This is a genomic window from Rhodococcus sp. Chr-9, from assembly GCF_000801125.1.
GTDB lineage: Bacteria > Actinomycetota > Actinomycetes > Mycobacteriales > Mycobacteriaceae > Rhodococcus > Rhodococcus pyridinivorans.
Genome location: NZ_JTIZ01000089.1, coordinates 441,300 through 455,436 on the forward strand (window position 1 = coordinate 441,300; position 14,137 = coordinate 455,436).

At 69.0% G+C, this 14,137-nt stretch carries 6 protein-coding genes (1 of these 6 running past the window's edge); 2 read left to right on the forward strand and 4 right to left on the reverse strand.

Annotated features, from left to right (window positions below; genetic code table 11):
* The 3 genes from QR64_RS13955 to QR64_RS13965 all read right to left on the reverse strand — a co-directional run.
* Nucleotides 1–7,926: the 5' portion of a non-ribosomal peptide synthase/polyketide synthase gene (locus QR64_RS13955; protein WP_039585608.1), read on the reverse strand. The gene continues 22,635 nt to the left of window position 1, outside the view; 7,926 of the gene's 30,561 nt are visible here — the first part of the coding sequence; its start codon is at nucleotides 7,924–7,926; the stop codon falls past the left edge of the window.
* A 74-nt stretch (nucleotides 7,927–8,000) separates the two neighbouring features.
* Entirely contained in the window at nucleotides 8,001–9,173 is a 1,173-nt protein-coding gene (locus QR64_RS13960) for an alkane 1-monooxygenase (protein WP_039585610.1), read from the reverse strand.
* Between the two features lie 213 nt (nucleotides 9,174–9,386).
* Nucleotides 9,387–9,590 carry a cold-shock protein gene (locus QR64_RS13965; protein ID WP_006553044.1) on the reverse strand — a complete coding sequence of 68 codons (204 nt, stop codon included), beginning with the start codon at nucleotides 9,588–9,590 and terminating at the stop codon, nucleotides 9,387–9,389.
* A 166-nt stretch (nucleotides 9,591–9,756) separates the two neighbouring features.
* Between QR64_RS13965 and QR64_RS13970 the strand changes: the two genes are divergently transcribed.
* Together QR64_RS13970 and QR64_RS13975 are read left to right on the forward strand one after the other, a co-directional pair.
* On the forward strand, nucleotides 9,757–11,013 hold the full coding sequence (locus QR64_RS13970; RefSeq protein WP_006553045.1) for a pyridoxal phosphate-dependent aminotransferase: 1,257 nt from the start codon (nucleotides 9,757–9,759) through the stop codon (nucleotides 11,011–11,013).
* A 328-nt stretch (nucleotides 11,014–11,341) separates the two neighbouring features.
* Nucleotides 11,342–12,619 (forward strand): YibE/F family protein, encoded by a 1,278-nt coding sequence (locus QR64_RS13975; protein WP_039585613.1) that lies wholly within the window; start codon nucleotides 11,342–11,344, stop codon nucleotides 12,617–12,619.
* A gap of 9 nt (nucleotides 12,620–12,628) precedes the next feature.
* On the opposite strand, the gene QR64_RS13980 is transcribed toward QR64_RS13975, so the two are convergent.
* Nucleotides 12,629–14,044, reverse strand: coding sequence for an Hsp70 family protein (locus tag QR64_RS13980; RefSeq protein WP_033096243.1), 1,416 nt, complete (start codon nucleotides 14,042–14,044; stop codon nucleotides 12,629–12,631).
* Nucleotides 14,045–14,137 lie beyond the last annotated feature (93 nt).

A 14,137-nucleotide genomic window follows, 5' to 3' on the forward strand; every position in this document is an offset into this window, starting at 1 on the left:
GGAGTCCGGGTATGTCGTCCGAAGTGTTTCGTGCCGTTCGAGGATGTCGACGACCGCCGCGCGCAGGGCGTCGAGGTCGAGGTCGCCGCGCAGCCGTAGAGCCGCGCCGACGTTGTAGGCGCCGGAGCCGGGGTCGAACCGGTTGACGAACCACATGCGGGTCTGCGCCGGCGACAACGGAATCCGGTCGGGGCGCGGCCCGGCCGTGGGAACGGTCGCCGCGGCACCGGTGCCGCGGGCACGGTCGACGGCGGCGGCGAGGCCTTCGACGGTGGGCTCGTCGAACAGCGCGCGGATGCCGATGGTGGCGTCGAACGTCTCGTTGACGCGGGCGATCAATCGGGTTGCGCCGAGCGAGTTCCCGCCGAGCTGGAAGAAGTTCGACGACGCACCGACCTGCTCGACCTCGAGCAGCTCGCCCATGATGCGGGCGACGGCGGCCTCGGTATCGGTGCGCGGCGCGACGTAGGCGGCGGAGGCGTCGAAGTCCGGTTCCGGCAGGGCCGCCCGGTCGACCTTGCCGTGCGCGGTGACGGGCAGGTCGTCGAGCAGCACGAGCACCGACGGCACCATGTGCCGGGGCACGCGGTCGGCGACGGACGCGAGGACCGCGTTCTCGTCCGGCCGCTCACCGGTGGCGACGGCGTAGGCGGCGAGATAGTCGCCGTGCCGGCCGGTGCGCAGCGTGACGACGGCCTGCGTGATGCCGGGATGCGTGAGCAGGGCGCTCTCGATCTCGCCGAGTTCGACGCGCTGACCGTTGAGCTTGACCTGGAAGTCGGTACGGCCGAGGTATTCGAGTTCGCCGTCGCGGTTCCACCGGACGCGGTCGCCGGTGCGGTACATCCGATCGCCCGAGTTCCCGAAGGCGTTCGCGACGAAGCGGTCGGCGGTGACGGCGGGACCGGCCTGGTAGCCCCGCGCGACCTGCGAGCCCACCACGTACAGCTCACCCGGCACCCCGACGGGCACCGGACGCAGCACCGCGTCGAGGACGAGGAAACGGGTGTTCCACACGGGTCGGCCGAGCGGCACCTGCTCGGCATCGTCGCGGCGCGCGATGCGGTGCGCGACCTGCACCATCGCGGTGCGGTGCGCGACCTGCACCGTCGTCTCCGTCGGGCCGTAGAGGTTGTGGACCTCGGCGCCGAGGACTTCGCGGACGCGGGCGGCGGTGGACGCCCGGAGTGCTTCACCGCCGGAGAACACCGCGCGCAGCGACGAGGCGTCGATGCCCGCGTGCTGTACCTCGGCGACGAACAGGTCGAGCACCGACGGCACGAACTGCGCGACGGTGACGCGTTCGCGGTGGACGACCGACGCGAGGTAGGCGGGGTCGGCGTGCCCGTCGCGGTCGGCGACCACCAGCCGCGCCCCGCTCTGCAGCGGAAGGAACAACTCCCACACCGACGCGTCGAAGGTGAAGGGTGTCTTGTAGAGCACCGTGTCGGCGGCGTCCGGCGCGAAGGCCGCGCGCATCCACGCGAGCTGGTTGTGCAGGGCGCCGTGCGTCACCGCGACACCCTTGGGCCGGCCCGTCGAGCCGGACGTGAACAGCACGTAGGCGAGGTTGCCGGGGCGGAGTGCGGGTCGTTCGTCGTCGGTCAGCGGGTCGCCGGCGTACCCGTCGACGTCGGACACATCGAGCACGCGCAGGCCGGCGGGCAGGCTGTCGCGGGTCTCGTCGGTCGCGAGCACGAGCTGCGGCGAGGCGGTGGTGAGAACGTGGGCGGTGCGCTGGGCCGGCTGGTCGGGATCGACCGGCACGTACGCTCCACCGGCGGCGAGCACGGCGTAGATCGCGACCAGCTGGTCGTAGGAGCGCGGAACCGCCACGGCGACGCGCGTTTCCGCAGCGACACCCTCGGCCAGGAGCCGACGGGCGAAACGGCGCACGTCGGACGCGAACTCGGCGTAGGTCGACGCCGATCCGTCGACGACGACGGCCGGCGCATCGGGTGTCCGCGCGACCTGCTGCTCGAACAACGCGACGACATCTCCGGCGGGCACGGGGTGCGCGGTGTGGTTCCAGGACTCGAGGACCCGTTCGCGTTCGCCGGGCAGGAACACGTCGACGGCGCCGACGGCATCGTCGGGGCGCTCGGCGACGAACTTCAGGATCTGTGTGAAGCGGCGGGCGAGGTCGTCGACGGTCGCGGCGTCGAAGACGTCGGTGCGGTAGCGCAGGCTCAACCGCAGGTGGGGTTCGAGCAACGCCATGAGCGAGAGCGGGTAATGCGTGGCGTCGCGGGCGTCGACGTCGGTGACGCGCATGCCGGCGATGTCGGTGTTCTCGTCGAAGCCGGCGCGGTCGACGGGATACGACTCGAAGACGGTGAGCGTGTCGAAGAGGGTGCCGGTGCCGATGCGGTCCTGGATGGCGCCGAGGCCGACGAACTGCTGGTCGAGCAGGGCGGTCTGTTCACCCTGCAGGCGCAGCACGAGGTCGGCGACCGACTCGGTCTCGTCGATCCGCACCCGCACGGGCAGGGTGTTGATGAACAGGCCGAGCATGTTCTCGACGTCGGGCAGGTCGGCGGGCCGCCCGGAGACGGTTGCGCCGAACACCGCGTCGCGGGTACCCCAGTGCCGGGCGAGCAGCAGGCCCCAGGCGGTCTGGACGATGGTGTTGAGCGTCGCGCCGGTGCGTCGCGAGAGCCGTGCGAGGGCGTCGATGTCGTCGGCGTCGAGGTCGATGTCGATCTGGGCGGGTGCGTCGTCGACGGCGTCGGTGGCTCCGGGTGCGACCAGCGTGGGTTCGTCGAGGTCGGCGAACGCCTCGGCCCACGCGTCGAGGGCGCGGTCGGTGTCCTGCCGGTCGAGCCAGGTCAGGTAGTCGCGGTAGGACGCGGGGGTGGGCAGCGCCGCCTGACCGCCGGCGGCGTAGCCGACGAGGAGTTCGCGCACGAGCAGCGGCATCGACCAGCCGTCGAGCACGATGTGGTGGTTGGTGAGGGCGAGGACGGCGCGCTGCTCGGGGAGCCGGACGAGTACGGCGCGCAACAGCGGTGGGTGCGCGAGGTCGAAGCGGGCGAAGCGTTCGCTGTCGAGGAGCGTCTGCAGGTCGTGCTGCGGGTCGGACGATCCGGTGAGATCGGCCTGGCGCCATGGCATCTCGACGTGATCCAGGACGAGCTGGACCGGGCTGCCGGAACCGTCGTGCACGAAGGCCGTGCGCAGGGCGGCGTGTCGTGCGAGCAACGATGCGAACGCTGCCTGCCAGCGACCGGCATCGACTTCCCCTGCGAGGTCGAGACGCAGCTGTGCCGTGTAGACGTCGACCGCGTCGACGGACAGCGCGGCGTGGAAGGCCAGACCGGTCTGCAGCGGCGAGAGCGGCCAGATGTCGACGAGGCGACCGAAGCGGTTCTCCCACTGCTCGATCTGCTGCTGGCGGGTGTGCACGAGCGGCACGTCGGACGGGGTGAGACCACCGGCGTCGGGTCGCTGCGTGTGGGCGGCCAGGCCGACGAGTGCGTCCTTCCACCGTTCGGCGAGCGCGCCGACCGTCTCGGCGGAGATCACCCGCGGCACGTAGGTGAACGACGCGGTGAGGTGCGCACCGTCGGGGCCGTCGACGACCATCGCGTTGATGTCGACGGCGACCGATGCGGCCATCCGTGATGCGCGGTTGGGGTCGAGGGCGAGATCGAGCGGCACCCAGCCGATCTCACGGATCTCGTCGGCGATGTGGCCGGAGGTGAGACGGCCGAGATAGTTGAACGACACCTGCGCGGTGGGCAGGGCGGCGAGGACCGGCGATGCCTCCGGATCGAGGTGGCGCAGGATGCCGTATCCCACGCCGTTGTTCGGGACGGCGGCGAGACGTTCCTTGACGGCCTTGATCGCGGTGGCGCTCGCGCGTCCTCCGGCGGCGGCGTCGGCGGGGTCGAGGTCGTCGGCGAGGTCGAGGCGCACGGGATACGCGCTGGTGAACCAGCCGACGGTGCGGGCAAGGTCGACGGTGCCGGTGGCGTCGAGGTCGCGGCCGTGTCCTTCGAGGGTGAGCAGCAACGAACGCTGCCCGTCCTGGGCGGCGGCGAGCGCGAGGGCGGTGAGCAGACCGTCGGCGGTGCCGCTGCCGTACAGCTCGGGCAGTCGGGTGAGCACCGCGTCGGTCACACTCGGGTCGAGATCGACCCGGACGGTCGCGGTGGTCGCCAGGATGTCGATCTCCGGGTCGAGCGACGCGACTGCGGTGAGCGGTGCTGCACCACCGAGGGTTTCGGTCCAGTGGTCGAGTTCACCGACGTGGTCGCGGGCGGTGTCGTGCAGGGCGTGCGCCCAGCGGCGGTAGGAGGTACCCACCTCGGGCAGCGACGGTGTCTGTCCTGCCGCGACCTGCATCCAGGCCTGGCCGAGGTCGGGCAGCAGTACCCGCCACGACACGCCGTCGACCACCAGGTGGTGTGCGACGAGCAGCAGGCGACCCTGCCCGACCGGCTCGGCGACGTCGAACCACACGGCACGCAGCACGAGACCGGATTCCGGATCGAGATCCTGTGCGGCAGCGTCGCATTCACGGTCGACGAGAGAATCGGATTCGGTAGCGTCGGCGACCGGGACGCGGGTGATCCACGCATCGAGGTCCGGCAGTTCGGCGTGCGTCCGCCACTGCCCGTCGCGCAGCGTGGACCGCAGGATGTCGTGCCGGGCGACGACGGCAGCGAGCGCGGCCCGCAGATCGTCGTAGGTCAGATCCGCGGGGGTGGAGACGAGGACGGCCTGCGCGAAGGTGGAATAGTCACCACGCCCGAGCATCTCGTGCACGATCGGCGTGATCGGGATGTCGCCCACTCCCCCGCCGGGCAGTTCGTCGAGGACGAGGGCGGTGGGCACGGCGGTGGCGACCCGCGCGAGCGCCGCGATCGTCTTGTGTTCGAAGATCTGCCGGGCGGTGATGTGCAGTCCGGCGGCCTTGGCGCGGGCGGCGAACTGCATCGCGACGATGCTGTCGGCGCCGAGGGCGAACAGCGAGTCGTCGACACCGATGCGTTCGACGTCGAGCAGTCCGGCGGCGACCTCGACGAGGAGGCGTTCGGAGTCGGTTTCGGGGGCGCGGAATTCTGCGGTGGCGAACTGCGGTGCGGGGAGCGCGGCGCGGTCGAGTTTGCCGGCGGGAGTCACCGGGATCTCGGTGAGTTCGACGACGGCCGCGGGCACCATGTGCGCCGGGAGAACGCGGACGACACCGTCGAGCAGTCCCTGCATGTCGAAGGTCGCGCCGGATTCCATACGTACGTACGACACGGGGACGACGGAACTGCCGCTGTCGTGCACGACGGTCGTCGCGAAGTCGACGCCGTCCTGGTCGAGCAGGGCGGTGTCGATCTCGCCCAGTTCGATGCGGAATCCGCGGATCTTCACCTGGAAGTCGGAGCGGCCCACGAAGTCGAGTTGGTGATCGGGCGTCCACCGCACCTCGTCGCCGGTGCGGTACAGGCGCGTGCCGGGTTCGAAGGGGTTGGCCACGAATCGATCCGCGGTCTGCCCGGGACGGCTGTGGTAGCCGCGCGCCAAAGCCGGTCCGCCGAGATACAACTCGCCGACGAATCCGACGGGCACCGGTCGCAGGCGACGGTCGAGCACCACGGCGACGACACCGTCGAGGGGACGGCCGATGGTGATCGGGTCGCCGGGTGCCAGGGGGTCTCCGGCGGTGACGACGATGGTGGTCTCGGTGGGGCCGTAGCTGTTGGTGAACCGGCAGGTGGGAGCGAAGCGTTCGACGAGGTCGGCGGTGCACACGTCGCCGCCGACGACGACGGCCTCGAGATCGGGCAGGCCCGCGGGGTCGACGGTGTTGAGGACGGTGGGCGCCGAGACGATGTGCGTGACCCGGTGGGCGCGCAGGACGTCGACGAGTTCGTTGCCGCCGAGAACGTGCGGCGGCGCCACGACCATGGCCGCTCCGGCGCTGAAGGCCTGCAGCATCTCGAAGATCGACGCGTCGAAGCTCGCCGAGGAGAACCGCAGCATCCGCGAGTCGGTGCCGAGGGCGAGTTCGGGGCGGGTGTCGGCGGCGAAGGTCGCGAGCCCGCGATGGGTGACGACCACGCCCTTCGGGGTTCCGGTGGAGCCCGAGGTGTAGATCATGTACGCCGGGTTCTCCGGCACGGCCGGCGAGCGCACGACCTCGACGTCGATATCCGAGGGGAGCGGGTCGTCCACGGTGATCCAGCGGGGCCCGGACGGCAGGTCTGTGATCCGGCTCTGCACGGTGAGTCCGAGCTGTGCACCGGAATCATCGACCATGTAGGCGATCCGGTCGGCCGGGAGCGCCGGATCGATCGGGACGAAGGCCGCGCCGGTCTTCGCCACCGCCCACACCGCGATCAGCGCATCGGCGCCGCGGTCCATGCTCAGTGCCACGAAGGTCTCGGGGGCGGCCCCGGCGTCGACGAGCTGTGCGGCGAGACGTGTAGAAAGATCGTCGAGTTCGCGGTAGGTGACCTGCCGGTCGCCGTCGATGATCGCGACGCCGTCGGGATTGCGGCGCACACCGTCGGCGAGGAAGTCGGCGAACAGCCGCACGGGCTGGGCGGGCAGTCCTCGATACGGGACGAGGCTCTCGTATTCGTCGTCGTGCAGGACCGTCAGTGTGCCGATGGTGCGGTCGGAGTCGGCGAGTTCGCCGAGATACTCGACAAATCGTGTGTGGTGCGAGCGCAGTTCGTCGACCGTGTACAGGTGGGGGTTGGCCTCGAGGTCGATGTGGGCGGGCTGCCCCGGCGCGCTCGGGTAGATGTTGAGCGAGAGGTCGTCGACCGGGCCGGTGCTCAGCACGTGCCGGCGGCCGACCGAATCGCCGTAGCGGATCTCGTGGTCGAACATCATGACGTTGACCGCGGGCCCGAAGAATCCGCGGTCGGCGCTGCCGTAGCCGGTGTCGCGGCGCATGTCCTCGTGCCGGTACCGCTGGTGACGCAGTGCCCCGGTGAATTCGAGCTGCATCCGGTCGATCAGATCGTCGCGGCTACCGTCCGGTTCGACACCGACGCGGATCGGGACGACGTTGGAGACCATGCCGCCGGAGCGACGCAGGCGGACGGTGGTGCGCGCCGAGACCGGGAGGCTGAGGACCACGTCGGTCTCACCGGTGACGCGGGCGAGGAAGGCCGCGAAGGCCGCTGCGACCACGGTCGCGAAGGTCGTGGTCTTCTCGCGCTCGGCGATCATCCGGTCGATCGCGGCCTCGACACGTTCGGGCAGGGGCGCACTGAACCGGACCGGGTGCGGGCCGACGGGCGCGGCGCGACCGGCGAGGCTGATGGGGTGCGGCAGGTCGCGGATGCGGTCGGCCCAGTAGGCGCGGTCGCTCTCGAACCGGGCCGAGTCGCGGTAGCGCTGTTCGTCCTCGACGATCTCCGGCAGCGGACTGACGTCGAAGCGGGCGGGTTCGCGCTGCTGTACCGCGGCGCTGTAACGCTCGGCGGTGCGGGTGTCGAAGGTGGTCGCCCCGTAGCCGTCGAGGGCGATGTGGTGGATCCGGGTGTAGACGAAATGGCGGTCGTCGGCGATTCGCAGGACCGCGCAGACGATCAGCCGGTCCTCGAGCATGTCGAGGGGCGTGCGGTACTCGGCGCGCATCCAGGCGATGGCCGCTGCTTCGGGATCGTCCTCGTCGCGCAGGTCGAGAATCGTGGCGCGGTCCTCGAGGTCGTGGTCGATGACCTGACGGGGGTGGCCGTCGACCTCGAAGATGCGGAGCATGCCGGTGCCCAGTTCGCGGGCGGTGGCGGCGCCGGCGTCCGCGAAGATCTCGGGATCGAATTCGCCTCGGACGTCGACGTACTGGGCGATGGTCAGTGGAATGTCGCCGAGCAGATGCTGGGCGAACCAGATCCCGCGTTGGGCCGACGAGAGCGGGAAACCGTCGCCGGCCTCCCCGAACTGCGACGATGCAGGCACATACTGCTGTTCCACTTATCTCCCCGGGCGCGCATGATCCGCACGGGTGTGCGCATCACAGAAACGGCGCGGTCTCCCCGACATGGCGCCTAACTGCGACCACCGTATCGTGCCTGAATCGCATTTCGTTTCTCAGGCTCAATATTGATTCGCGAGAAATCGTGACTGTAGTGCTCGAGCAGTCGCGGGTCCATCACCCGTCGCCACAGCGGCGGAAAGAGGGCCAGGATGATCAATACCGCGTAACCGGCGGGTAGCTGCGGCGCCTGCGGCATCGACCGCAGGGTCTGGTAGCGGCGCAGCGGATTGGCGTGATGGTCGCTGTGCCGTTGCAGGTTGTAGAGGAACAGGTTGGAGCACACGTGGTTGCTGTTCCAGCTGTGCTGGGGCTGCACGCGTTCGTAACTGCCGTCCGGTCGCTTCTCGCGCAGCAGCCCGTAGTGCTCGAGATAGTTGGCGCCTTCGAGGAACATGATCGCCATGACGGCCTGGACGACGAGCCACGGGGCGATCGACCAGCCGAACACGGCGATGAGCACCGCGTAGAGGACGACGCTCAGCGCCCATGCGTTGAGGATGTCGTTGTGCCGCAGATTCCAGAACGACGTGCCGCGACGTTCGAGCCGGCCCTTCTCGTAACGGATCGCGGAACGGAGGCTGCCGAACACCGAACGGGGCAGGAAGCGCCAGTAGCTCTCTCCCATGCGGGCGGTGGCCGGGTCCTCCGGGGTCGCCACACGGGCGTGGTGCCCCCGATTGTGTTCGACGTAGAAGTGGCCGTAGAACGACTGGGCGAGCGCGATCTTCGCGAGGCGCCGCTCGATGGTGGTGCGCTTGTGTCCGAGTTCGTGCGCCGCGTTGATGCCGACACCGCCGACGATGCCGAGTGTGGCGGCCATCGCGAATCGTTCGGCGCCGCCCATGGGCTGCGACACCCACATCCAGCACCCGAATGTCAGGCCCGCGTATTGCAGTGGGAGATAGAGATAGGTGCAGTAGCGGTAGTACCGGTCGTTCTCGAGCGTCCGCATCACGCTCTCGGGCGGATTGCTCGTGTCCAGCCTCGCGAACGCGTCGACCAACGGGCAGACGACGGCGATGACCAGTGCACCGGTGGCCCAGAAGACGCCGAGGTGGAGGTATTCGACGAGGAAGTAGGCGATGAAGGGGCTCAGGGGGACGACGAGTCCGTACAGCCAGAGGCGTTTCTTGGGGTCGGTCCATCGATCGTGTGTCGCACTGCGAGGAGTAGCCGAATCCACAAACACCAATCCCCCAGGAAGGAAAAACCGTCCGGTACGAATCCCCCCGCACCGGAGAAAACAAACTGTTACCCCACGAACCGGATATACCTTACAAGCAGTACTTACCGACGGGTAGGCCTACGCCTCCCGACTGTGATGGAGAGCACACGACGACGGCGCCGCACCGGAAGTGCGACGCCGTCGAACGCGGAATTCTCGAAAGAGTGCGACCTAGATGGCGCGCACACCCTGAGCCTGCGGGCCTTTCTGCCCCTGGCCGATCTCGAACTCGACTCGTGCCCCCTCGTCCAGGGTCTTGAAGCCCGAACCCTGGATCTCGGAGTAATGGACGAAAACGTCTGCTCCCCCACCATCCTGCTCGATGAAGCCGAAGCCCTTTTCCGCGTTGAACCACTTGACAGTGCCCTGCGCCATACCACTTGCTCCTTGCATTCCCCCACGTCACCCCGACGTGAGGCCTAGATGGACCTCGATCATCGCATTGATCCGGACATTCGTCGCGCCTTGTTTCCCAACTCGTTACCGCAACCGGCAAAACGCGGATGAAATCCTGTTGCGGCACGGTGGCACGATGTAAGCCGTGACTATCGAGGAGCAAGGCCAACTTCACCATCACATCAGCCGTCGGCTCGAGCAGTCGTCGAAGCTCCAGAACGTGCTCTACGAGATCCGCGGGCCGGTGCACGCCCACGCCGCGCGGCTCGAGGCCGAGGGGCATCGCATCCTCAAGCTCAACATCGGCAACCCCGCACCGTTCGGGTTCGAGGCGCCCGACACGATCGTGCAGGACATGATCGCGGCGCTGCCCCACGCGCAGGGCTACTCGGAGTCCAAGGGCATCGCCTCCGCCCGTCGCGCGATCGTCACGCGCTACGAGCTCGTGCCGCGCTTCCCGAAGTTCGACATCAACGATGTCTACCTGGGCAACGGAGTCTCCGAGCTCATCACCATCACCATGCAGGCCCTGCTCGACGACGGCGACGAGGTGCTCATCCCGGCACCCGACTATCCGTTGTGGACGGCGATGACCTCGCTCGCCGGTGGCACCCCCGTGCACTATCTGTGCGACGAGACCAACGACTGGAACCCGGATCTCGACGACATCGAGTCCCGGATCACCGACCGCACCAAGGCGATCGTGGTGATCAACCCGAACAACCCGACGGGCGCCGTGTACTCGCACGAGGTGCTCGAGGGGATCGTGCGCCTCGCCCGCAAGCACCAGTTGCTGCTGCTCGCCGACGAGATCTACGACAAGATCCTGTACGACGATTCGAAGCACGTCTCCCTCGCGTCGCTGGCCCCCGACCTGCTCTGCCTGACCTACAACGGCCTGTCGAAGGCGTACCGGGTCGCCGGCTACCGGTCGGGCTGGATGGTCATCACCGGCCCGAAGGATCACGCAGAGGGCTTCCTCGAGGGCGTCGACCTGCTCGCCTCGACCCGCTTGTGCCCCAATGTGCCGGCCCAGCACGCCATCCAGGTGGCGCTCGGCGGCTATCAGAGCATCGAGGACCTGGTACGGCCCGGTGGGCGCCTGCTCGAGCAGCGCGACGTCGCGTGGGAGCGCCTCAACGCCATCCCGGGCGTGAGTTGCGTGAAGCCGCGCGGTGCGCTCTACGCCTTCCCGCGTCTGGATCCGGAGGTCTACGACATCCACGACGACGAGAAGCTCGTGCAGGATCTGCTGCTGCAGGAGCGCATCCTCGTCACGCAGGGCACGGGCTTCAACTGGCCGAACCACGACCATCTGCGCATCGTCACGCTGCCGTGGGCACGCGACCTGGCGGTGGCGATCGAGCGGATCGGTAACTTCCTGTCCTCCTACAAACAGTAGGAACAGGGCTTCCGACCCCGGGCTGGCAATCGTTGCCGAACAGTTATGTTGTGCCTTTCGGGACCAAAGTCCCTGTTTAGAGGCACGGTCGACCTACCCGAACGGACAGTTTGTCGGCTTCGTGACCATCGACACATGCCAACCCCTCCCCAATCCGGGGTCGGAACCAGTAATTTGTCTTATGGCACTAAGCACTACGCACTGTGCCGGGCTCCCTGATCGATCGCCATCCCCCCTGTGCGAGATCAGGTGACGGTGGCGGGGACACCCCCCCTGCTCCCCGCCACCACCAGCCCCAACCATCTCGCCTCTTGGCTAGCCTGTCCGGGTGAATCACGGACACGGCCATTTCGGCCACGGACACGGGCAGGACGAAAGTCCCATCCCACTCGGACCCATCGCCGCGAAGATCGTGGTCGGCCTGCTGGCTGCGATCGGTCTCCTGGTGCTCTTCGGCACCGCCCTGTTATGGCCGAGCAGCCGTGCCGTGGACATCCCCGCCCCCTTTCAGACGAGTAGCGGCGGCGCGGTCGTCACCGAAGCCGGAACGGTCGTCGAGCAGAACACCGGCCCGTGCGGCAGCGCGTCCTTCGGGCGCGTCTTCACCGGTGAGCCGTCCCCTCCCTCGAGCAACGCCTTCGACTGCGAACGCAGCATCGTCGCCATCGAATCCGGTCCCGACGACGGTGCCCGGACGCTCCTCGAGGTGATCCCCGGCCCGGGTCAGCCCGATCTACAGGCCGGCGACGAGATCCGTCTCGTCCGCCAGACCGATCCGGCGGGCGCCACCCAGTACTCCTTCTACGACTACGCCCGCGGCTTCCCGCTCGCGCTGGTGGTCGCGGTGTTCGCTGTCGTGGTGGTCGCGATCGCCCGCTGGCGCGGTCTGCGGGCCCTGATCGGCCTGGTGGTCGCGTTCGGTGTGCTGGTGGTGTTCATGCTCCCGGCGCTCCTGGACGGCAAACCCGCCGTGCCGGTCGCACTGGTCGGCGGTGCACTGATCCTCTACGCGGTGCTGTATCTGGCGCACGGTGTGAATCTGAGGACCAGTTCGGCGCTGCTCGGCACGCTCGCCTCGATGGTCGTCGCGGCCCTGCTGTCCTACGTCGCGATCCGCATGACACATCTGACCGGTCTGTCGGAGGAACAGAACACCGACGTGCAGTTGTACATCGGGCACGTGTCGATCTCGGGCCTACTGCTGGCGGGATTCATCATCGGCTCGCTCGGTGTGCTCAACGACGTCACCATCACGCAGGCGTCGTCGGCCTTCGAACTCGCCGGGCTCGATCCCGAGTCGTCGCGTCGTGAGATCTTCTCGGCGGCGATGCGCGTGGGCCGCGACCACATCGCCAGCACCGTCTACACGCTCGTCCTCGCCTACGCGGGCGGCGCGCTGCCTCTCCTGCTGCTGTTCTCGGTGGCCGGGCGGTCGATCACCGATGTGATCACGAGCGACGCCGTGGCGATCGAGCTGGTCCGCGCATGCGTCGGCGGCATCGCGCTCACGTTGTCGGTGCCGCTCACCACGGCGATCGCCGCCGTGCTCGCGCGTACCGACGCCCCCGGACAGCAGACGGGCGGCCGGCACGCGCGACGCGCGTGAGCGGGTGACTCAGGGAAGCCGGATCTGCGGCAGCGGCGGCAGCTCGATCGTCGGCAGCGGCGGCAGCGTCGGGACCGGCACTCCCAGCCCCGGGATGGTCGGAGCCGGAGCGGGCGGAGGTTCGGGGGCCGGCGGAACCGGGCGCGGTGAATGGGTGGTCGGAGCCGGCTCCTGCTCGACCGTGGTGGTCGTGGTGACCTGCGTGGGCGCTACCGCCGGCGCGGGGTTCTGCCGCGGCGCGTTGGTGGTCGTCGGGATGTACGACTGGGTGGGGCTCGTCTCGTCGGTCGACGAACTCGTGAAGCCGGTGCTCAGCGCCACGCCGATGACCGCGACGACCGCGAGAGCCGTGCCCGCGATCCCGGCGCCGGAGATCTGCCTGCCGCTGACCGACGGACCGCGACCGGCCAGCGACGACCACCATGGCTTCTTCGCGTCGGCGGACTCCGCACCGGTGGCGGCAGCCGTGGGCGCAGCGGCCGCGGCGGCGACGACCGGGATCTGCTCGGTGTCGGCGCTCGTCGACGGGGGCTGACCCGGCACGATGCGCGTGAGGGTGCTCACCGGTTGCGAGGTGGCCGGTTGCGCGGCGGCCAGGGCCCCGCCCTTGGCGAGGACGAGTTCGGGCTCGTGCGGCACCACCAGGGGCAGGCCGAGCCAGGAGCGCAGCACCTCCTGCACGAGCGGGATGTGCGCGCCGCCGCCGAGCAGGACCACGGCCTCGGGGTTGCGACCGGCACGGGAGATCACCTGGTGCACGAATTGCGCCGACGACTCGACGCACTGCGCGATGAGCGGATCGAAGGTCTCGCGCGACATGAGCACGACCCCTGCCGCGCCCGGTACGGCCACGGTCTCGCTCTGCGAGAGCTTCTCCTTGGCCTCGCGGCACTGGGCCGACAATTCGTCGTCGGTGGCGGGGTCGTCGGGGCGCCACACACCGTTGGTGTCGAGCTGGTGGTCGCGGATCACGTTGTCGAAGACGCGGCCGCCGATGCTGTCGGTGCGTTCGGCGAGCACCTCGCGGGAGACGAGGTCGACGACGGTGACGGTGAGCCCGGCGTCGCCGAGGTCGTAGAAGACGGCGGTGTTGCTGCCGAGCTCGCCGGTGGCCTGCAGATAGGTGACGGCGGCTTCGGGTTCGGAGACGAGCAGGTAACGGTCGATGTGCTCGACGGCCATTGCCGCGCGCAGGCGCTCGCCCTGGGCCTGGTCGCGATAGACCAGTCCCACCCGCTCGATCGGATCGCCCGCCACACCGGTCTGGAAGAGCACCCCGAGGGTGCCTGCCGCCAGCCGCGCCGGATCGTCCTTACCGGTTTCGACCACCTGGAACTGGAACCCCGCCGTCGGGGTCGTTCGATCCACCGGCCGCACCACCCGAACGGCGCTCTCCCCCACGGTCACACCGAGAATAGAACTCATCAGCCGCCTTCGACGTTGGATGCGCCAGCCGCGTCAGCTTCCCCCGGCGCCCGAAATCACCGACGATGGTACAGAACGTTACCGGCGGGTCAC

Bases quoted from the DNA above. Each gene is read 5' to 3' on its own strand.
- QR64_RS13965 (WP_006553044.1), bottom strand. From the start codon at position 9,590: ATGGCGCAGGGCACTGTCAAGTGGTTCAACGCGGAAAAGGGCTTCGGC.
- QR64_RS13980 (WP_033096243.1), bottom strand. From the start codon at position 14,044: ATGAGTTCTATTCTCGGTGTGACCGTGGGGGAGAGCGCCGTTCGGGTG.